The sequence below is a fragment of the Streptomyces misionensis genome, assembly GCF_007896895.1.
Lineage (GTDB): Bacteria > Actinomycetota > Actinomycetes > Streptomycetales > Streptomycetaceae > Streptomyces > Streptomyces misionensis_A.
In genome coordinates this window covers 1-19,423 of the sequence record NZ_VOGW01000090.1, presented here as the reverse complement: position 1 = coordinate 19,423, position 19,423 = coordinate 1, and the positions used below count along the sequence as shown (strand labels likewise).

At 71.4% G+C, this 19,423-nt stretch carries 17 protein-coding genes and 2 pseudogenes; 11 read left to right on the top strand and 8 right to left on the bottom strand.

What is annotated here, in order from left to right:
- A pseudogene (locus tag FRZ03_RS16290) lies at nt 1-872 on the top strand (serine/threonine-protein kinase); the annotation flags it as partial.
- Between the two features lie 198 nt (nt 873-1,070).
- On the opposite strand, the gene FRZ03_RS16285 reads toward FRZ03_RS16290, so the two are convergent.
- Together FRZ03_RS16285 and FRZ03_RS39800 are read right to left on the bottom strand one after the other, a co-directional pair.
- On the bottom strand, nt 1,071-2,399 hold the full coding sequence (locus FRZ03_RS16285; protein WP_261399152.1) for a hypothetical protein: 1,329 nt from the start codon (nt 2,397-2,399) through the stop codon (nt 1,071-1,073).
- Between the two features lie 249 nt (nt 2,400-2,648).
- On the bottom strand, nt 2,649-2,777 hold the full coding sequence (locus tag FRZ03_RS39800; protein WP_003999697.1) for a DLW-39 family protein: 129 nt from the start codon (nt 2,775-2,777) through the stop codon (nt 2,649-2,651).
- Nucleotides 2,778-3,129: 352 nt separating this feature from the next.
- Between FRZ03_RS39800 and FRZ03_RS16275 the strand changes: the two genes are divergently transcribed.
- Nucleotides 3,130-3,519 (top strand): DUF6344 domain-containing protein, encoded by a 390-nt coding sequence (locus FRZ03_RS16275; protein ID WP_146465883.1) that lies wholly within the window; start codon nt 3,130-3,132, stop codon nt 3,517-3,519.
- Nucleotides 3,520-3,693: 174 nt separating this feature from the next.
- Nucleotides 3,694-4,470 (top strand): glycosyltransferase family 2 protein, encoded by a 777-nt coding sequence (locus tag FRZ03_RS16270; RefSeq protein WP_398660468.1) that lies wholly within the window; start codon nt 3,694-3,696, stop codon nt 4,468-4,470.
- A 16-nt stretch (nt 4,471-4,486) separates the two neighbouring features.
- Here the strand turns inward: FRZ03_RS16270 and FRZ03_RS16265 are convergent, their stop codons facing one another.
- Nucleotides 4,487-4,675, bottom strand: a complete 189-nt coding sequence (locus FRZ03_RS16265) for a ferredoxin (RefSeq protein ID WP_146465881.1) — start codon at nt 4,673-4,675, stop codon at nt 4,487-4,489.
- 589 nt (nt 4,676-5,264) lie between these two features.
- On the opposite strand from FRZ03_RS16265, the pseudogene FRZ03_RS16260 reads away from it, so the two are divergent.
- From FRZ03_RS16260 to FRZ03_RS16250, 3 genes and pseudogenes are all read left to right on the top strand, one after another.
- A pseudogene (locus FRZ03_RS16260) lies at nt 5,265-9,324 on the top strand (nSTAND1 domain-containing NTPase).
- Nucleotides 9,325-9,536: 212 nt separating this feature from the next.
- Nucleotides 9,537-10,076, top strand: a complete 540-nt coding sequence (locus FRZ03_RS16255) for a SigE family RNA polymerase sigma factor (RefSeq protein WP_146465880.1) — start codon at nt 9,537-9,539, stop codon at nt 10,074-10,076.
- Nucleotides 10,073-10,870, top strand: a complete 798-nt coding sequence (locus tag FRZ03_RS16250) for a hypothetical protein (RefSeq protein WP_146465879.1) — start codon at nt 10,073-10,075, stop codon at nt 10,868-10,870. The genes FRZ03_RS16255 and FRZ03_RS16250 overlap by 4 nt, the downstream gene beginning before the upstream one ends.
- A gap of 6 nt (nt 10,871-10,876) precedes the next feature.
- Here FRZ03_RS16250 and FRZ03_RS16245 read toward each other — a convergent pair whose 3' ends face one another.
- The 5 genes from FRZ03_RS16245 to FRZ03_RS16225 all read right to left on the bottom strand — a co-directional run bounded on the left by FRZ03_RS16245 (nt 10,877) and on the right by FRZ03_RS16225 (nt 16,504).
- Nucleotides 10,877-11,713, bottom strand: coding sequence for an acyl-CoA thioester hydrolase/BAAT C-terminal domain-containing protein (locus FRZ03_RS16245; RefSeq protein WP_146465878.1), 837 nt, complete (start codon nt 11,711-11,713; stop codon nt 10,877-10,879).
- Nucleotides 11,714-11,977: 264 nt separating this feature from the next.
- Nucleotides 11,978-12,916: an SRA domain-containing endonuclease gene (locus tag FRZ03_RS16240; RefSeq protein WP_146465877.1), complete on the bottom strand. Its 939-nt coding sequence runs from the start codon at nt 12,914-12,916 to the stop codon at nt 11,978-11,980.
- A gap of 1,265 nt (nt 12,917-14,181) precedes the next feature.
- Nucleotides 14,182-14,667 carry an NUDIX domain-containing protein gene (locus FRZ03_RS16235; RefSeq protein ID WP_146465876.1) on the bottom strand — a complete coding sequence of 162 codons (486 nt, stop codon included), beginning with the start codon at nt 14,665-14,667 and terminating at the stop codon, nt 14,182-14,184.
- A gap of 19 nt (nt 14,668-14,686) precedes the next feature.
- Nucleotides 14,687-15,901 carry a helix-turn-helix domain-containing protein gene (locus FRZ03_RS16230; protein WP_146465875.1) on the bottom strand — a complete coding sequence of 405 codons (1,215 nt, stop codon included), beginning with the start codon at nt 15,899-15,901 and terminating at the stop codon, nt 14,687-14,689.
- A 234-nt stretch (nt 15,902-16,135) separates the two neighbouring features.
- Nucleotides 16,136-16,504, bottom strand: coding sequence for a GntR family transcriptional regulator (locus tag FRZ03_RS16225; RefSeq protein ID WP_146465874.1), 369 nt, complete (start codon nt 16,502-16,504; stop codon nt 16,136-16,138).
- Between the two features lie 152 nt (nt 16,505-16,656).
- On the opposite strand from FRZ03_RS16225, the gene FRZ03_RS16220 reads away from it, so the two are divergent.
- The 5 genes from FRZ03_RS16220 to FRZ03_RS16205 are packed head-to-tail and all read left to right on the top strand — an operon-like array spanning nt 16,657 to nt 19,400.
- Nucleotides 16,657-16,986, top strand: coding sequence for an SCO3933 family regulatory protein (locus tag FRZ03_RS16220; RefSeq protein WP_146465873.1), 330 nt, complete (start codon nt 16,657-16,659; stop codon nt 16,984-16,986).
- 2 nt (nt 16,987-16,988) lie between these two features.
- Complete coding sequence (locus FRZ03_RS16215) at nt 16,989-18,329, top strand: FtsK/SpoIIIE domain-containing protein (RefSeq protein ID WP_146465872.1); 1,341 nt, start codon at nt 16,989-16,991, stop codon at nt 18,327-18,329.
- A gap of 13 nt (nt 18,330-18,342) precedes the next feature.
- Nucleotides 18,343-18,516 carry a hypothetical protein gene (locus FRZ03_RS39140; protein WP_186785449.1) on the top strand — a complete coding sequence of 58 codons (174 nt, stop codon included), beginning with the start codon at nt 18,343-18,345 and terminating at the stop codon, nt 18,514-18,516.
- A gap of 5 nt (nt 18,517-18,521) precedes the next feature.
- Nucleotides 18,522-19,193 carry a DUF2637 domain-containing protein gene (locus FRZ03_RS16210; protein ID WP_146465871.1) on the top strand — a complete coding sequence of 224 codons (672 nt, stop codon included), beginning with the start codon at nt 18,522-18,524 and terminating at the stop codon, nt 19,191-19,193.
- 21 nt (nt 19,194-19,214) lie between these two features.
- Nucleotides 19,215-19,400 carry a mobile element transfer protein gene (locus FRZ03_RS16205; protein ID WP_146465885.1) on the top strand — a complete coding sequence of 62 codons (186 nt, stop codon included), beginning with the start codon at nt 19,215-19,217 and terminating at the stop codon, nt 19,398-19,400.
- Nucleotides 19,401-19,423 lie beyond the last annotated feature (23 nt).

The window sequence follows — 19,423 nt, the reverse complement described above, 5'->3', positions numbered from 1 at the left end:
TGTTCTCCGGCCGGTACGAGCTGGCCGACCCGATCGGGCACGGCGGCGTGGGCGTCGTATGGCGTGTCTGGGACCACCGCCGACGGCGCTATGTGGCGGCCAAGGTGCTCCAGCAGCGCGACGCCCACTCCCTGCTGCGCTTCGTGCGCGAGCAGGCCCTGCGGATCGACCACCCCCATGTCCTCGCCCCGGCCAGCTGGGCCGCCGACGACGACAAAGTGCTGTTCACCATGGACCTGGTCGCCGGCGGCTCCCTGGTCAGCCTGGTCAACGACTACGGTCCGCTGCCACCGGCGTTCGTGTGCGTCCTGCTCGACCAGCTGCTCTCCGGTCTCGCCGCCGTGCACGCGGAGGGCGTCGTGCACCGCGACATCAAGCCCGCCAACATACTCCTCGAAGCCACCGGCACCGGCCGGCCGCGGCTGCGGCTGTCCGACTTCGGGATCGCCATGCGGTTCGGCGAGCCGCGGCTGACCGAGACCAACCTCGTGGTGGGCACGCCCGGTTACCTCGCCCCCGAGCAACTTCAGGGCGCCGACCCGGACTTCCGTGCCGATCTGTTCGCCGTGGGCCTGGTCGCCCTGTACCTCCTGGAAGGCGCCAAGCCCGACGCCAAGGAGATCGTGCGGTACTTCACCGAGCACGGCACACCGAGCGCGCCCAAGAACATCCCCGCGCCGCTGTGGGAGTTCGTCGCCGCGCTGCTCCAGCCCGATCCGGCGGCCCGCTACCAGACCGCCACCGGGGCGCGCAAAGGGCTCGCCCCGGTCATGGAACTCCTGCCTGACCTCGGCGGCCTCGACGACGAGCCGATCGAGATCTTCGACCAACTCCCGGAACTGCCGGACGGGTTCGGCCCGGACGGGCCGGAGCGGAAGGGGGCACCGAGGACCCGGCGGCCCATCGCCGTCCCGGGCGCCGATCCGCGTGCCGACGGCGGGTATGCGAGCGGGTCCCCGACCGGTGCGACCGGCACCGGTTCCCTCTCGGACACCGGCAGCTTCCGCCTCCCGCCGCCCCGGTCCCCCGGCGGCGGCCGTGGTCTGCCTGCTGCTGCTCGCGCTGGCCTGCTACGCGGTGGGGTTCTGGGCCCTGAACCGGCTCTGAGCCCGCCGGGCCGCCACCGTCCACCCGCCGAGCACCAGCAGCGACGCGGTCCCCAGCCCGAATCCGCCGACCGCCACGAGCTTCAGCGCGGCCCCGTCACCGCGGGACCCCCCACCCACGGGGACGGGCACCGCCGCCGTGGTGTCCTGTGCCGTGGGCGTGAAGACGCCGTCCGGTACCGGCCGCCCGGCGTACCCCGGCCCGGCGTGCGCGCGGCCGTCCACGCGGACCCGCAGCGTCACGTCGTACGGCCCGCGCCCGAACGTGCCGCCGAGCCGGTCGCTGAGGTGCAGCACCAGGTAGTAGTCGCCGGCGAAGCGCAGCGCGGTGACGGCCGCGGGCGCGGCGTACCGGTTGGCGTACTCGACCGGCGGGAACGGGGCGAGGGAGACGGGCCTGCGCACGCCGGTGTAGCCGAGGGAGGCGTCGTCGGCCAGCCCGCGCACGGGGTTGTACAGGGAGAGGTCCAGTGCGCCGCCGACGTACCCGTGGCCCTGCGCCCCGCCCAGTTCGGCGGTGGCCCGCACCCGGCGGCCCCAGTCCAGCGGCACCTTGTAGAACTGGGTCCGGCCGGGCACCAGGGTGGTCCGCCAGACCCCCTGGCCCAGCGGGCGGGCCGAGCCGAAGCCCGCGCCGCCGGTCAGCGCGCGGGGTGCGCCCGCGAGCGGCTCGGGGGTGGCGGAGTCCCAGGCCCCGGGCGCTTCGCTGGGTCCGGGCGCGCTGAGCCGGGGTTCGACGACGGGCGCGATCTCCAGGTCCCAGCGCTCCGCCGAGCCCGTGCCGGCGCTCCCCGTGTCGAGCCGTTCGACCAGCACGGAGTAGGTCCCCGCGCCCTGGCACAGTGCCTTGCCCGCCTCCCGCCTGCCGAGGGCGGTGACCGGACGCGGGCTGAGCCCGGCGCCGAAGCGGGCGGTGGCGTAGGAGCAGGCCGTGCCGTGCGCGTCGCGGAGGGACACCCGGATGCCGTCGGTGGCGGTGACGGTGGCCTTCGCGGGCGGTACGGCGGTGACCGGGACGTAGGCCGTGGCGTCGGCGTCGGCGAGGTGGACGCGGTAGGTGAGGCTGCCGTGCTCGGGCAGGGAGCTCCGGTAGACCCGGCCGGGGTCGAGCCGCGGGGCGTCCGCGGCGCCGGCCGCGCCCTCGACCATGCGGGCGCCGGGGGAGAAGGCGTAGCCGGGGGCGTCGGCGGCGGCCGCGGGGGACGGGCCCGTGCCGCACAGCCCCAGTGCCAGGATCGCGGCCGTCAGGGGAGCGCGGCCGCACCCCCACGCCGTACGCCTGTGCCGCCGCACGTGTGCACCCCCTGTGTCACGGCCTCCCGTTGGCCGCCCGCTCGGTGGGCGTCCGGACCGTGGCCCATCCTGCCCCGGGAGCCGCTGCGCCATCCGGGCAATGCGCGAGACCGTCCGAAACACCGCGCCCCGCGCCGGGGTGTGCGGCCACGCCTACACCACCCGTCGGGAGCCCGCAAGCGGGCCGGGTACGCGAAGACCCCGACCGCGAGCGGCGGCCGGGGTCTGCCTCAGACTCTGGAATCGGACTCACGAACCGGTGGGCACGGAGTCAGTCGCCTCCGTCCACAGGTCCTGCTCGGCGCGATCCGCCTGGATCTGGCGGTACACGAGGAGCCCGCCGATGGCGGCCAGTGCGACCAGGAGCAGCTTCTTCAACACCGCGCGACCTCGTCTTTCCTTGACGTAGGGGACCTCTGGCGCCCGACTATACACACCGGCCGATATCGATCGGTGACCTACGTCCGGCCTCAACTGGGGCCTCCGCGGGCGCAATAGGCCAGGTCGGACACCGCCGCGCTCGGAGGGTGATCACACCTCCACGGACCGTCACTTTGCTCCCTCTTCGCTCACGCTCACCGGGATTTAGGGGTTTTCCGACCTTCTTACGGCCATCCGGGTGGTGTTCATCTGAACATCCCCGCGCCACGAGCGTCGGTCCACCACTTCGCGAGCCTCATACACATCATGAGGAAAGTACGCAAATCGCCCAACCCGAAAGTGAGGGGTAATGGACCAGAACAAGGTCATGAAGCTGTGGACCGCCATCGTCACCGCCTTTCTCGCCCTGTGCACCGCGCTCGGTTTCGTGAGCGCCTCCGCCGCCACCGCGACCGCCGCGCCGCGCACCGAGAGCCCGCGCACCGAGACCGCCTCACGGACGGTCCCGACGATCCCGGCCCCACCCCACTGGTCCTGGCCCTCCTCCCGGGCCCTGCCCCCCACGATGAAACAGCGGATCCGGGCCGAGGCCCACGGAAAGTCCCCGAGCTGCCGGCACCGCCCCCTCGACGAGAACCAGACGGCACCGGAAACCCGTGAGACCCAGAAGACCCGCGAGACACAGGAGACGGAGCAACGGACGGTGGACCACCGGCCCTCCGCACCGCTCGACTGCTGACAGATCCTCTCTCCCCCCGGCACCGCTGACGTTTCGACACCACGGCGACTTGCGTACGCATGGTCGACACGGAAAGCCCCCGGCCCACCCGGCCGGGGGTCAAGCGCGCGTTCCCAGGGGCCCGGGACGGCCTGAGACGATGGCCGCGACATCCCGGAGAGGTCCCGAAAGGTGGTGAGTGCTGCCGTGAGCCGGCGCGCCACCCTTGTCACCGTCGTCACCGCCGTCCACGCCCCCTCGGCCCGGTTCCTGCCCCAGGCCTGGGCGTCCCTGCGCGACCAGGAGCTGCCCGGCGGCGGGCAGTGGGAGTGGGTGATCCAGGAGGACGGCACGACGGACGCGGTCCGCCCGTACGTCCCGGACGACCCGCGCGTTTCCTTCCGCCAGGGCAGACCGGGCGGTCCAGGGGTCGCGCGCACGATCGCGCTGGCGCACGCCCGGGGCGCGTACGTGAAGGTCCTGGACGCCGACGACCGGCTCACCCCGGGCGCGCTCGCCCGCGATCTGGCCGCCCTGGAGGCGGACCCCACCCTCGGGTGGGCGACCTGCCGGGTCCTCGACCTGCTGCCCGACGGCTCCACGGTGGGCTTCCCCGGCGACCCCGAGGAGGGGCCGGTGGAGCGCGGCACCGTCCTGGACCACTGGAAGCGGCACGACTTCCGGCCCCCGGTCCATCCCGCGACCCTCTGTGTACGCCGGGAGCTGCTGACCGCGCTGGGCGGCTGGATGGCGCTGCCCGCGTCCGAGGACACCGGGCTGCTGCTGGCGCTGGACGCGGTGAGCCGCGGATGGTTCTCGGCCCGGGCCGGCCTGCTGTACCGCAAATGGGAGGGGCAGGTCACCGGCCAGTCCGCGCACACCGACCCGGCCGAACGCACGGCCCGCGCCGCCGTGGCGGAGGCCAGGGCCCGCGCGCTGGCGGATCTCGGCTGGAGCTACCCGGCCGGCTGAGGCCGGCCCTTCGGCGCTACTCGGTCAGCACGATCGCCTGCGAGGGGCACCACTCGGCCGCCTCGCGGACCCGCGGATCGTCGCCGGTCTCCTCCTGTCCCGGCCGTACGACGCCGTAGCCGTCCTCGAACCCGAACACGGCCGGCGCCCGGTAGGCGCACTCGGCGGAGCCGTAACACGCGGAGCGGTCCACGGTGACCTTCATACGTCCCTCCAGCCCGGGCGATCGTTTCCAGGACGTCACTGCCCGGCGGGCCGGGCGTTCAACCGGCCGGGCCCGCCCCGGCCGCGGCCGAGAGCCGGTGGGCCACCCGGCGCACCGTCCGCCGGTGCCGCGGCCGCGGCTGACGCGTCGCCAGGCGGCCGGGTGTGCCGCACGGAGCTCCCCGCCCGCCGGCACCGGTCCCTCCCCTCGTGGGGACCGGTGCCGGGCGGGGCGGGACGTCGATCCGCGCCTCGTCGGCGTGATGGCACGGATCGAAGCAATCAGGGTGAGGTGGGCCGGGATCGGTCGGATTCGTACGGGCTCGGATGACGGCTTGCGGTCAGTGCGCGGCTGTCGATGGAAGTCGGCCGAAAATGTGCAACGCCATGAGGTGTCTCTCCGGGCGCCGGGCCGTTGGCCTGTCCGGACGGTGTGTGACGGTTCCGCTACCGGGGTTGCGATCCTGCCATCTGACGTCCCAGAGGAGGAGGTCTTGACCTCCGGAGCACGGCTTCTTTGCAGGTCAGGCGTATAAGGTGAGTTTTCCGGTCCGGACGTACGCAGGCGGGGGGAAGTGAGGGGTGGGGCCTTGGGTTCCGACTCAGGGGCACGCACAGCTTTCGCCGAGCGGCTCGCGCTGCTCTACAAGGAGGCCGGAAACCCTCCCCTGAAGAGCGTCGCCGAAGCGGTCGGCCGGCTCCAGCGGATGGACGAACGCGGCCGTCCGGTACGGGTGTCCGCACAGCGGATCAGCGACTGGCGCCGCGCCAAGAACGTGCCCGCCCAGTTCACCGCGCTCGCGGCCGTGCTCCAGATCCTGATCCCGGAGGCCCGGCGCGCCCGCCCCCAGCCGGTCTCCGCGGGTCTGTACGACCTCGCCCACTGGCAGCGGCAGTGGGAGCGCGCGCTGGCCGACCGCCCCGCCCGCCGAGGAGAACGGACGGCCGCCCGCCCAGGCCCCGCCCGTCGCCGGCGGTGTGTGCCCCTACCGGGGCCTGGCCTCGTACCGGCGGGAGGACGCCCGCTGGTTCTTCGGCCGGGAGCGGAGCACGAACGCGCTCATCGCCCAACTGCGCACCGCGGGCCGCACCGGCGGTCTGGTGATGCTGGTCGGCGCCTCGGGAGCGGGCAAGTCCTCCCTGCTGAACGCCGGCCTGGTGCCCGCGATCGGGGCCGGCGCCCTGGCCGAGGCCGGACCCGCCCCGCGTCCGGACAAGGCGGCCGGGCGGCGGAGGCCCGTCGTCCAGCTGGTGCCCGGCGCCGACCCGCTCGCCGAGCTGGTGCGCCGCGTCCCCGACCTCGCCCCCGTGGCGGCCGAGGCGTGCGCGGCCGAGCGGGCGGCGGCGGCCCGCCAGGAGACCGGGGAGAACCCGGCGGCGGGCGGTGACGCGCCCCACCTCGTCCGGGCGGCGCGGGAGGCGGTCACGGCGTGGGCGGCCCGGGAGGCGCCGCCGGGGGCCCGGCCGGTCGTCATCGTGGACCAGTTCGAGGAGGCGTTCACCCTCTGCCCGGACGAGGCGAACCGCCGTACCTTCATCCAGTTGCTGCACGCCTGCTGCACCCCGCCCTTCGGCGCGGCCGGACCCGCGCCCGTCCTCGTCGTCCTCGGCATCCGCGCCGACTTCTACGAGCAGTGCCTCGGCTACCCCGAACTCGCCGACGCGCTCCAGCACCGGCACATGGTGCTCTCCCCGCTGACCAGCGGGGAGCTGCGGGACGCGGTGACCGGGCCGGCCAAGGCGGTGGGCCTGGAGCTGGAACCGGGGCTGGCCGAGCTGATCGTGCGCGAGGTGAGCGCCGACGGCCCGCGCGGGGCGCACGACGCGGGCGTGCTCCCGCTGCTCTCGCACGCCCTGCTGGCCACCTGGCAGCGCCGCAAGGCCGGGAAGCTGACGCTGGCCGGCTACCGCGCGGCGGGCGGCATCCAGGGCGCGGTGGCGGCGACCGCCGAGCGCGCCTGGTCGGGCCTCGACCCCGCCGCCCGCACGGCCGCCCGGCTGCTCCTGCTGCGGCTGGTCCGGCTCGGCGAGGACACCGTGGCCACCCGCCGGCGCGGCACCCGGCGGCAGCTGGCGCAGGAGTCGGCGGACCCCGGCAAGACGGAGGAGTCCCTGGAGGCGCTGGTGCGCGCCCGGCTGGTGACGCTGGACGCGGACACCGTGGAGATCACCCACGAGGCGCTGCTGCACGCCTGGCCCCGGCTGCGGCACTGGATCGACGACAACCGCAACGACCATCTGCTGCGCCAGCGGCTGGAAGAGGACGGCCGGGCCTGGGAGGACTCGGACCGGGACAGCTCGCTGCTGTACCGGGGCTCGCGCCTGGAACAGGCGCGCGCCTGGGCGCGGTCGGCGGGCGACACCTATCTGACCCGCAGCGCGGTGGAGTTCCTGGCCGCCTCGGTACGGCTGCGCAAGCGCACGGTGTGGCTGAGCCGGGCGGCGGTGGCCGCGCTGGTGGTGCTGGCGCTGGTCGCGGGCGGCTCGGCGGTGATCGCCTGGAAGCAGCGGGACGACGCCGTGTTCGAACAGGTGCTCGCGGAGGCGGACCGGGTGCAGCACACCGACCCCTCGCTGGCCGCCCAGCTGGACCTGGTCGCCCACCATCTGCGCCCCGACGACGAGGGCACGTACAGCAGGCTGATCTCGATCGTGAACGCCCCGCTGGCCACCCCGCTGTCCGGCCACACCGGCGCCGTCTATCTCACCTCCTTCAGCCCCGACGGCCACACCCTGGCCACGGCCAGCTACGACCGGACCGTACGGCTGTGGAACGTCACCGACCCGACCCGGCCCGAGCCGCTCGGCCGTCCGCTGACCGGACACCGCAGCTGGGTGAGCAGCGCGGTGTTCAGCCCGGACGGGCACACCCTGGCCAGCGCGGGCGACGACGGCACGATCCGGCTGTGGGACGTCACCGACCCCGCCCGGCCCAAGCCGCTCGGCACCCCGCTCACCGGGCACGAGGGCACCATCTACCTGATCACCTTCAGCCCCGACGGCCGTACCCTCGCCTCGGCTGGCGAGGACGGCACCGTACGGCTGTGGAACGTCGCCCACCCGGCCCGGGCCACCCCGCTCGGCGATCCGCTGACCGGGCACACCGCGGCGGTGCGCAGCGTCGCCTTCAGCCCGGACGGGCACACCCTCGCGGCGGGCTCGGACGACGCCACGATCCGGCTGTGGAACGTGACCGACCCGCGCCGGCCCCACCCGGTCCGCGATGTGCTGCACGGCCACACGGACATCGTGCACTCGGTCGCCTTCAGCCCCGACGGGCGCACCCTGGCCAGCGGCAGCGCGGACGACACCGTACGGCTGTGGGACCTGGCCGATCCGGCGCACCCGGCGCCGCTCGGCGCGCCCCTGACCGGGCACACCGGCCCGGTCTGGTCGGTGGCGTTCAGCCCGGACGGCGGGCGGCTCGCCGCCGCGAGCGCGGACAGCACGGCCAGCCTGTGGAACGTCAGCGACCCCGGCTCCCCCTCACAGATCGGCGAGCCCCTCGCGGGCAGCAGCGGAGAGATGTACGCGCTGGGCTTCAGTCCCGACGGCCGCACCCTCGCCACCGGCAGCGGGGACGCCAAGGTGCGCCTGTGGTCGATCCCGACGTCCGACATGATCGGCCGCAGCGCGGCCTTCGGTCCGGACGAGCGGATGCTGGCCACGACCGCGCGCGACGGGCGGCTGCGCCTGTGGAACGTGGCGCGGCCGGGCCGCCCGGTGGCGCTGGGCCGGCCGTTCGCCCGCGGCAGCGGCGCGAGCACCCTGCTGTTCTCGCCGAACGGGCGCACCCTCGCCGTGCTCACGGGCGAGCAGAAGGTGTACCTGTGGGACGTCTCCGACCCGGGCCACCCGTTCCTGGCCGGCCCGCCGCTGCCGCTGCGGACCCGTTTCATGGGCCCCAACGCGCTGGCCTACAGCCCGGACGGGCGCACGCTGGCCACCGCCAACGACGACCGCACCATCCGACTGTGGAACGTCGCCGACCCCGCCCGGCCCAAGCCGCTCGGCGACCCGGTCGCCGGCCACCACGGCTACATCAACGCCCTGGTCTTCAGCCCCGACGGACACACCCTGGCCAGCGGCAGCGCGGACAGCGACATACGGCTGTGGAACGTCACCGACCCGGCGCGGCCGAAACCGCTCGGCGCTCCGCTCACCCAGCACTCGGGGCCCATCAACGCCCTGGCCTTCAGCCCCGACGGGCATACGCTGGCCAGCGGCAGCGACGACGACACGGTCCGGCTGTGGAAGGTCACCGACCCCGCCGCGACGATCCCGCTGGGCGACCCGCTCACCGGCCACACCGAGGCGGTCACCTCGCTGACGTTCGACACGACCGGGCACACGCTGGCCAGCGGCGGCGACGACAACACGGTCCGGCTGTGGAACGTCACCGACCCCGCCGCGGCACGGCCGATCGGCCAGTCCATGACCCCCAACGCCAAGACCGGCACGTTCCTGTCCTTCAGCCCGGGCAGCCGGGTCCTCGGCGTCTCCAGCGGTCCCGACACGGTCCGCCTGTGGGACCTGGACGCCGACACCGCCATCGACCACATCTGCTCGGTCACCCGGGGCGTCCTCACCCCCGCCAAGTGGCACGAGTACCTCCCCCGCCTCTCCTACGACCCCCCGTGCGGCCACTGATCGGCCAACTTCCCCGATTCATCGCCGACTTGGCCCCACAGCGCCGCCAACCTTGTTACCCTTGGCCATAGCCCGATCGCTGGTGCATCCCCCGTCGCCAGCGATCGGGTCTTTTCTCATGCCTTGGAGGCAAGGTCCTTTCCCGAAGCTCCACATGGCGAGGCAACGGACCGCCGGGCTGGTGGACTCCTTTTGGTGTTCAGGAGGTGTCCATGGGAGACGTCAAAGAGGACCGGGACGAAGAGTTCGGCAGATTCATGGCCGCCCGCTGGCCGCGGCTGCTGCGTACGGCGTTTCTCCTGTCGGGGGAGCGGCACGCGGCCGAGGATCTGGCCCAGTCGACGCTGGAGCGGGTCTACACGGCCTGGCGCAGGATCAGTACGGCCGACGACCCGGACGCCTATGTCCGGCGCGTGATGATCAATCTGCACGCCCGCCGCCACCGGCGCCGGCTCAAGGAGTTCCTCGCACCGAAGGACGACCTGGGGCTCGTGCGCGAGGAGGCCGACCGCGGCGACCGGATCACTCAGGCCGTCGACCGCGACGTGCTGCTGCGGGCGCTCGCCCAACTGCCCGCCCGGCAGCGCCAGGCGGTGGTCCTGCGCTACTGGGAGGACCTGACGGAGACCCAGACCGCCCAGGCCATGGGGTGCTCGGTCGGCACGGTCAAGAGCAACACGGCCAAGGGGATAGCGAAGCTGCGCGTCGCGCCGGTGCTGGCCGACACGGTTACGCGGAGGGAACAGGCATGACGGACCACGACGACAGGACACGGGACGGGATCGCCACCCTCCTCGCGGACGCGGCCGAGGGGTTCGAGACCGGTGCGGCACCCGTCGCGGCGGTCGTTCGGGCCGGGCGCCGGCGCCGGACACGGCGGTGGGCTGCGGGTGCGGTCGCGGCGGCGATGCTGGCGGGCGGCACCGGCACGCTGGCGGCGACCGGTCTGCCCGGCACCGCCCACGAGACGGCCTCCCCCGCGAGGTCGCCCTGGACCCCCGGGCACCTGGTGTACGAGCCGGTGGACACGACGGTGGGCTACGGCACCCAGCACGGCGTGCAGTGGGCCGTGGGCCTGCGCGTGTGGCCGGCCCCTCGCGACCGCGCCGAGGCCGTCCGGCAGATGAAGGCCATGGCGGACTGGGGCCTCACCCCGGTGACCTCGGGCAGCCCGTCCGACCTGATCGGCAGGACGAGCTACTTCGTCATCCGCTCGTTCGGCACGTCCGACCGCCGGCTGGTCACCTCCGACACCGTCGCGCGACTGCCCACCCTGAAGGGGGACGAGATCCGCGTCTTCCCCCAGCCCCTCACCGACGGGGGCTCTCCGCGCCTGGTCGTCGGCATGGTGGCCAAGACGGCACGGCAGGTCACCTGCCACTGGAAGGACGGCTCCACCACCCTGGCCGAGCGCGTCCCCGACAACACCGCGATGCGCCCCGCCGACGCCGTGATCAGGTCCGTCCGTGACTTCCCCACCGCGAACTGGTTCGCCTGTGTGTCCCCGGGCTCGACGGCCTACCGGTCCGCGGAGGTGACGAAGTAGGACACCTCAGCCGCGCAGCGCGTCGAGGATGTGCGGCCAGGCGGACTCGCCGAGCAGCGCGTCGGCCTCGGGTGTGCCGCCGTGGCGGAAGCGCGGGGACGGGGTGAAAGGGCCCTCGCCGGGCAGGCGGGGCCGGTGTCCGGCGTCGTCGTGGGTGATCAGCCGCACCGGCCGGCGCTCGGCCAGCCGCCGGGCGAAGGGCAGCGACGGCCACATCTCGTCGTCGCCGCCGACCACCAGGAGCAGGTCCGCGCGGGCCCTCTCCACGGGGATCTCCGCCGCCGGCAGCCGCTCGGCGAAGGCCCGCTCGCTGCGCTCGTACCAGCCGCGGACGGCGACGGGCCCGTCCGCCGGCTCGGCCGGCGTCCAGGAGCCGTCCATGGGCACGAACGGCAGCGGCCGCCCCCGCCATGTCCACGACGACCGGTACGGGCGCTCGGCGCCGTCCCGGCCGGGTCCGACGTTGCACCACACCAGCGAGGTGGGCGACAGCGCGACGACCACGTCCACACGCGGCTCGCGCACCGCCGTGAGCAGCGCGGCCTCCGCCCCCTTGGACAGTCCGAGAATGCCGACCCGCCGCGCCCCGTTGTCCCGCAGGAAGCCGACCCCCGCGGTGAACGTCTCCAGCGGGACCTCGCAGATCCCCGGCGGCTGCCCCCTCCCGCCGTACCAGCGGATCGCCAGGGCGGCGATCCCCTGCCGGGCGAGCAGCCGCGCCCGCTCCCGCTCGATCCGCCCGCTGGAGCCGGCCAGCACCAGCACCCCGGCCCCGGTGCCGCGCGCGGGAGCGGCCAGAAAACCCTCCCACGGCTCGGCCAGCTCGCGTTCGACGATGTCCACAAGCCCCCCTGACTTCGGCCTGGTACCGACAACGAGAAAACCCCCGGCCCTAGAGGACCGGGGGTTTTCCTGCTGGTGGGGCTAACAGGATTTGAACCTGTGGCCTCATCCTTATCAGGTCGATCACGTCGACCGATCCCCCGGCGTCGATCTGCTCCAGCCTCGGGTTCGTCGTCTGCCTGGAGTCGCAGACAGCCGCCGTTGTCTGCCGCTGTTGCTGTCAGGCGCTGATGTCAGCCTGGCAAGGTTGGTTGACACGGCGTGTCAGGGCAGAAGGTCGGGGTCCGTGCTGCGGAAGCCCTTCCCCTCTTGCCAGATGACTGCCTGACCCACGCTGACGACGAGGTCGGTGAGGTCTTGCCGCGGCTTGCTCGGCACCAAGATCGCCTGGTGCTGGGCGTCGAGAAATCGACCGTAGTCAGCAAGCTGTCCGATGGCCATCCGCACGTTCTCTCGCGTCACGCTGCCCTTGGCCTCGACGAGCAGGCCAATATCTGGGACGAAGAGGTCTGTGAGCAGTGGCCGGGTCTCGCCGGGCGGCAGGATTCGATGACGGCTTACCTGGTAACCCTTCGACCGCAGAAAGTCGCTGAACTGCTGGACGAGCTTGCCTTCGCGGCGTTCCGCCTCGTGGGGCTCTTGGTTCGGCTGCACGAAAGACTTCTCGGTCTCGTGCTGCTCAACATCAATCTGTGTGACTGTCTGCTCCTGGCTGGCCAGCAGCCTGCCGACCTTCGTGCCTGGGGCCTGTGGAGAGGTGTCCACGGGGCGGAGCTTGAAAACGATGACCTTCCGCAGGGGGCCATCACCGGTCTCGGGTGCGTCGGCTTCGTACCAACCTGCGACGGCGAACTCACCTAGGTAGGTGACCATGCCACGGGCGCCCTGGAAGACGCGTAGGGCTCGCCCTTCTTCCCTGTGGTTCAGGATGCTGGCATTGCCCGACAGCATCCGCTGGTCTCCGTACTGCCCTTCCCCGCTGTAGTGGAACAACCCATCGGGCATCCAGCCGTCGTAGTAGCCGTGCTTCTCGCCGGCGACAGGGTCGGTAAAGATCATCACGTTCGGCGTCTTTGCTGACGGTCCGATGCCACCCTGCGTGCGCCCGCCGTACTTGGCGTGCAGCTGCTTGCGCTCGATCACAGCACCCGGTTCAAGGTCCCACTGGATGTCCTCGTGCTCCGCGGAGCTCACCTCCGTCACAGTCGCTCTCCTCCTTAGCCCAGCCGCGTCTACCACGGCTGGGCGTAGTGTACGCTGACCACACCGTATGGGAATCAGGTACCCGAATCGGATGCCGGAATCCCGCATCCGATTCGCGTACGACAGACTGGGGGTACTGGAGACACGACGAAACTTCTGAAGGAATTAATTGATCTGCACCGGCTTGCAATTCGTCTGCCGCTGACGCTCCGTCAACCCCGAAGCTTCACAGGTATGCTGAGCCCGATCGCTCCTTACCGATCACCGCTCCTCGTCGCACATCCGCGGTCGAGGGCCCGGCTCGCCCGGGAAGCAACACAGGTGAGGAGCAAGGTATGGGAAGGCGAGAGTCTGACGACGACCGCGAGGATGAGCGTGATCCTGACCCGGACCCGCGATGGTTCCGGCTCCTGATCAAGGCTCTGCCGGCCGTGGCAGCTGTCGCAACCTGTGTGGAGCAGTTCGTAGTACGGCGCTAGCGCCGTGAAGAGGTGCCGGACGAGGGCGGACCGAAACGGGTCCGACCGTTTCCTAATCGGCCGGACCCGCTTCGATTACTCCACGCACAAGCCCGGTCCTGGTCGGCAAACCGGGGCCGGGCCTCTGTGCTGGAGGTCTGGGCGCGATCCTCGGGTGCAACGTGATGTTGCATCTCCACTTAACAGGAACAACTGTCTCGCGTCGCCACTATATCTACCCTGGAGCTGGTTAGCTCCAAATGGCCTTCGCAGCGTTAGCGCTAACCGGCAGTTCCTTACCGTGATGGCAATACCCGTAACCGTCCAGCGCCACCGCAACCCACCACCCTCCCCAGCTCCCATCCCGTCCGCCGTCGACCCACACACCGTGGAGCGGGCGTGGTTCAGGGGCGTCAAGGTGGAGCGCGCCACTGTACGAACGACCTTGACGCCCCTGGGCCGCGTCTGCTCGGCTCTGCCTGGGTCGACGGTGGACGGGATGGGAGCACCCCGCGCACGCCACTACGTGCCCGCGGCCGGCGACGGCGCCCCCTCCATCCCGGTGCCGGCCGATCCCCCGCCGGAGGCATTGCCCTGACCGTAGGCCGCGCTCAGCGGTGCTCCCCTCATGGCCACCGGCCCTATCCACATGTGGGCGCGCGTCGGCGCAGCGCGGGCGGAGCGGGCCGAAGGCAGGAGCGTCGCCCGGAGCGGAGCCGGGAGCGCGCCCGGCGGAGCGGAGCGCAGCCGGGGCTTGATGAGGTAGAGAAACCTGTAACAGCTTGGTCCTGCGGTCGCTGGCGCAGCTCACGCAGCCGGCGCGTCAGGCACTCGGCCGTGTTCGAGGTAGATCGGCGTGGCGCTCTCGCGAGCCTTGGCGGCAGTCCTGATGCGGCGGGCCAGTCGGGGGATGGTCCTCTTCTCCACGTCCGCCAGGGACACGAAGTGGAAGCCGCGAAGTTCGTCGGCCTGTAGCGTGATCCGGCTCGTCAGTTCTGGGGTGAGCTGTCCGCCGTCGAAGAGGTACAGGACCTTGTCGCCCTCGGCATCATTGGGAGCCCAGTCGACGGCCAGCAAGCGTCCCAACGGAGGAGTGATCCCGAGCTCTTCCCGAACCTCTCGGACTGCGGCTTGCAGGGGTGATTCCCCGGCCTCGACATAGCCGCCGGGGATGTCCCAGTAGTCCTTGTAGGTGGGCTCCACCATCAGAACCCGCCCATCGGTATCAAAGAAGAGCGCACCCGCGGCCATACGCGGATGCGCCATCTTCGCTTCGTGCTCGTTCACCGCCATGTAGCCGAGCGTACCGATCTCAGACCACATGCAGCCGGTGGGCAAGCTCGGCCAGGGGGCGGCTGGGTCGACCACGCTGGTTCCGGACCCAGGTAAGAACAAGCTCCCTGGCAAGGTAGTGGCTGCGGACCTGTTCCGGTGCCCACTGCTCGGCTTCGAGGATCATCGACAAGGCGTCGTCGGCCCGGTTGTGTGCGCTGAGCGCGCGGGCCACTTCGAGGTTGTGCCGTGTCCGGCGCTCGGTCGGCAGACCACTGGTGTCGATCTGCGGGCCGAGGTCCATCGCCACCTGCATATCCCCCAGCTCTGCCGCCGTAGCCACCTGGTGAATCGCTACGTTCGTCGGCCCGAAAGCGGTCCACATGTGGTTGGCATCATGCCCGAGTTGCCGTGCTGCTCGGTCGGCCTCGCCGAGGAAGGCACGGGTAGTGGCCCGGTCGTCGGCGCGGGCGGCTGCCATCGAGCCTGCGAGGAAGAGCGTCCCGTAGATCGACAGGAACTTGGCGTCGGCATTCCTGAGCGCTGGTCGCAGGTAGTCGGCAGCGTCACCGACCAACTGCACGGCGGCCTCAAACCGACCGTTGGACAGAAGGCAGTGCGCCACGGAACGGAAGAGCGAGCCGGTCACAGCCATGTTGTCCGACTGCTGAGCGGCGGACAATCCGCGGTCGGCCGCGATCCACGCAAGATCCGTTTCGCCGACCTTGGTCAACACCATGGCGGCGCCCTGGTACGTCATCGCCATCAGCTCTTGCGCTCGCTCTCGGTCCCGGCCTTGCTGAGCTTGGGCGGTGATGAGCGCGTCAGCCAGTACGAGCGGGAGACGCCGGGTCGCGAAGCCGTACCGCGAATCCTGGTACGCGTCCCAGACTTCGGCCACGCTGTTCTTCAGCTCGTCCAGCGGAGTCGGCTCGCCCTCGGTGGTCACGCCCAGAAGCGGCGTGAGCTGCCGGTAGTTCATCAGCGCGGATCGAAGGGCCGGCACCGTCCGGGTACCGCTGTCAGTCGTCCACTCCATGAGGGTCGGCTCGGCGAGAAGATCCCCAAGAGTGACATCCAGGGCATCGGCCAAGGTCTTGATGACCGACAGCCGATCCAGCTCGATCCGATTGTTCTCGGCCTTGCTCAGCCAGTCGACCGTACGCCCGACCAGGCCGGCCAACACTTCCTGGGACATGCCGCGCCGGCGGCGGTACCAGGCGACTCGCTCACCGATCGTCAGGTTCGTCGTCATTCCTCGCATGGAAAGAGCCTCCCCCTGTCTCTTCGCGCGACCCCGGAGAGAATTTCCGGGGTGGTGAGCCGGGCCGGTCCTAGCGTTGCTGTCAGATCAGGGAGTTGACAGACCGCGAGTGCAACGAGGGAGCCGTGGTGGGGCTGACCCCGGAAGAGCGACGGGAACTGATCAGCCAGGTAAGGCAGGTCAGCGCCGAAGTGGCAGAACTGGCGCGTCGAGCCGATGCGCTGGTCACTGTCCTGGAACCTGTTGCCGTACCAGTTGCTCCAGCTGGTCCATTCGCTCCGCAAGGCGGCGCACGTCTTGGCGGACCTCAGACAGGTACTCCGTAATCTGCTCGAACTCGGGACTGTGCTTCGCCGGCCGGTCCTTGCCGGGCAGTGCGGCAAAGCTTCCCTTCCCCTGCTGGGAGATCGCGTATCCGTCCTCCCGGAGACGGGAGATCGCCTGTCGGGCGACAGTGCGTGACACGTCGTGCTGCTTCATCAGCTCCGACTCAGAGGGAAGCTTCTCCCCCGTGGAGATCACCCCCGAGCGGATCTCCCCCTTTAGTTCATCGGCGATCTGCAGATACAGCGGTTGTCCCGTCAGCCCGGCCATGGCCCCTCTCCTGGTTGTCGTACCAAGTGCACCACACCGAGATAGACCCCGTCGAGGAACTACTTGACACACTTGGCATAACAAGTGCACTCTCGATTACGGAAGACCTGACGCACTAAGTGCAACAGGTACCGACTCGCAAGGAGTGACGTATGCCGTCGTTCAAGATCGACCTTTCGACCGCCGTGGTGTTCGTGGCGACCGCGCCGACGCCGAAGCTGGCCAACGCGAAGACGGGTGAGCGGGCGATGGACCGGGAGACCGGGGCGCCGCTGTCGACGGTGGGCCTGCTGGTCTCGGACGAGGGAGAGGGGAACCTCTACCAGGTCACGATCCCGGAGACCGGGTTCTCGGAGGGTCTGGTGCCGGGCATGCCGGTCAAGGTTGTCGGGCTCAAGGCGCGGGACTGGGAGAACGAGTTCAACGGGCAGAAGCGGCACGGCATCTCGTTCCGCGCGGTCGCGATCACGTCGGCGGCCTGACCATGACGGATCTGTCCATGGTGCTGGAGGCCACGGGTGCCCTCGCGGGGGCCGGTGGTCTCGGGGTCGCGAAGGTCCGCGCGCCACGCGTGTACTGGTCGCTGGTCGGCTTGCCGGTGGCCTGGGGCCGGTTCACGGTCACCTACCGCTCCACGATGGACGTGTGCGGGCTGACGGTCCAGCCGTCGCGCCTGCGGGCGTTCCTGACGCGGAACGTGGCTCGGCGTGAGGTGCTGCCGGTGCCGCCGAAGGTTCGCGGGGTGCGGGGTACGTCGACGGGGATGCGGGTGACGCTGCGGCTTCCCGCTGGCCTGGAACCGGCCGACCTGGTGGCCGCCTCGGAGCGGCTGCGGCATGCCTGGGGTGTCCACTCGGTGACCATCGTCGAGACCAAGCCCGGCTTCGTGCAGCTCCGCATGACGGGGTATGACGTGCTGCGCCGTGTCCGGATGCCGCGTAAGGCTCGCCCTGATGGTCTGGCTGTTCCGGTGGCGCTGCGTGAGGACGGGACCGCGTTCGTGCGGGACTTCCGCAAGGTGCCCATGGCGCTGACGCTCGGGGCGAACAACTCGGGCAAGTCCGTGTATCAGCGCAACCTGATCAAGGGCCTGGCCGGGTTGCCGGTGGCGCTGGTCGGGATCGACTGCAAGCGCGGTGTCGAACAGTCGGCGTATGCGCCTCGGCTGTCGGCCCTGGTCACCACGCCGGATGAGGCGGCCTCGTTGCTGGACGTGCTGGTGTCGGAGATGGAGTCCCGCTTCGACCTGCTGAGTCGGCACGGCGTCTCGGACATGTGGGACCTGGACGAGGAGTTACGGCCGGTGCCGGTCGTCGTCCTGGTGGACGAGGTGGCGGAACTGTTCCTGATCTCCTCCAGGAAGGACGAGGAGCGGCGGGAGCGGATCGTCACCGCGTTGATCCGGCTGGCGCAGATGGCCCGCGCGGTCGGGATCTACCTGGAGGTGTGCGGGCAGCGGTTCGGCTCCGAGCTGGGCAAGGGCGCGACCATGCTCCGTGCGCAGCTCACCGGCCGTGTGGTGCACCGGGTCAACGACAAGCAGACCGCCGAGATGGGGCTTGCCGACGTTGCGCCGGATGCGGTCGTGGCCGCTGGTCTGATCCCGGCGGAGCGTCCCGGTACGGCGGTTGCCGCCGACTCCTCCGGGGGCTGGGCGAAGATCCGCACCCCGCATACCTCCCGCGATGAAGTCGTGGCGGTGTGCCGGCAGTTCGCCCACCTCGTCCCGGACCTGCCTGCCCTCGACCCGTACCGTCCGCACGTGCCCGCCGATGCCCCGGTGTCGGGTCCGTCGCTGGTCAAGCCGCGCCCGGTCACGGACTGAAGGGGGACACGTCATGGCCACGCGCAAGAAGGTCGCGCCCAAGCCGGTGCCCTGCCCGGACTGCCGGGGATGCGGTGAGGTCTCCACCACGGTCCTCGTCGGACGCAAGCGCCGCGCGGTTGGCAAGCAGTCCGGCTTCTGCCTGACCTGCCTGGGAACCGGCGAAGCTCCCGCGGGCGGGGAGTGATCATCGTGCCGCGTTCGATCCGCCTTGATGCTGTCCTCGTCCAAGCCGTGATCGCCGGGGCGTTGTCCTTCGCGCACCTGCACGACTTGGCTGCGGCGGCGGGGCAGTCCGGATGGAAGGCGTGGGCCTATCCGGTCTCGGTCGACCTGCTGTTGGTCGCCGCCTGGCGTCGGCTTCGCGCCGGCCGGGACCGCTCGTCCTGGACCTGGTTCGCCATCGCCCTTGCTGCGTCGCTCGGCGCCAACGTCGCCACCGCCGGTCTCCTCGACTTGGGTCATGTGCCTGCCTGGTTGCGCATCCTCGTCGCCGGCTGGCCTGCTCTCGCGTTCCTCGGCGGCACCCTCCTCGTCCACGCCCCCGCCCTGGCCGCCCCGGAGCAGGAGGAGCCGGATGAGGACGTTGAGGAACCGGCGGCGCCGGAGGTCGAGATGCACCGCACCGACATCCCCGACCCGCAACCCGCCTCGGAGACGGTGCCAGAGCTGACCCCGGCGCCGCCCAAGCCGCCCGCGGACACCCCGGCCGTGCCGCCAGCGCTGCTCAACCACGCCCGCTCGATCGCTGACGCACACCGCAGTGCTACGGGCGAGCAGATCACCACGGAAACGCTGACCGCCCGGCTCGGCCTGCCCGCCCCGACCTGCCAAGCCATCGCCGCGCAACTCCAACTCACCTGACCTGGAAGGGAGGTGAACCCTGTGCGCCCGAACCGCTTCTACAACGTGATCCGCATCGGCCCGGTCGAGGTCGGCACCTTCAACAACGGCCGTGGCCAGACCCGGCACACCGCCGCCTGCACCGCCCCCGGCTGCGGCTTCTCCACCGAACACCGCGACCGCTCCGCCGCCGAACTCTCCGCCCGCACCCACCGCTGCATCGCCTGAGAGAAGGAGAAGACCCCGTGTTC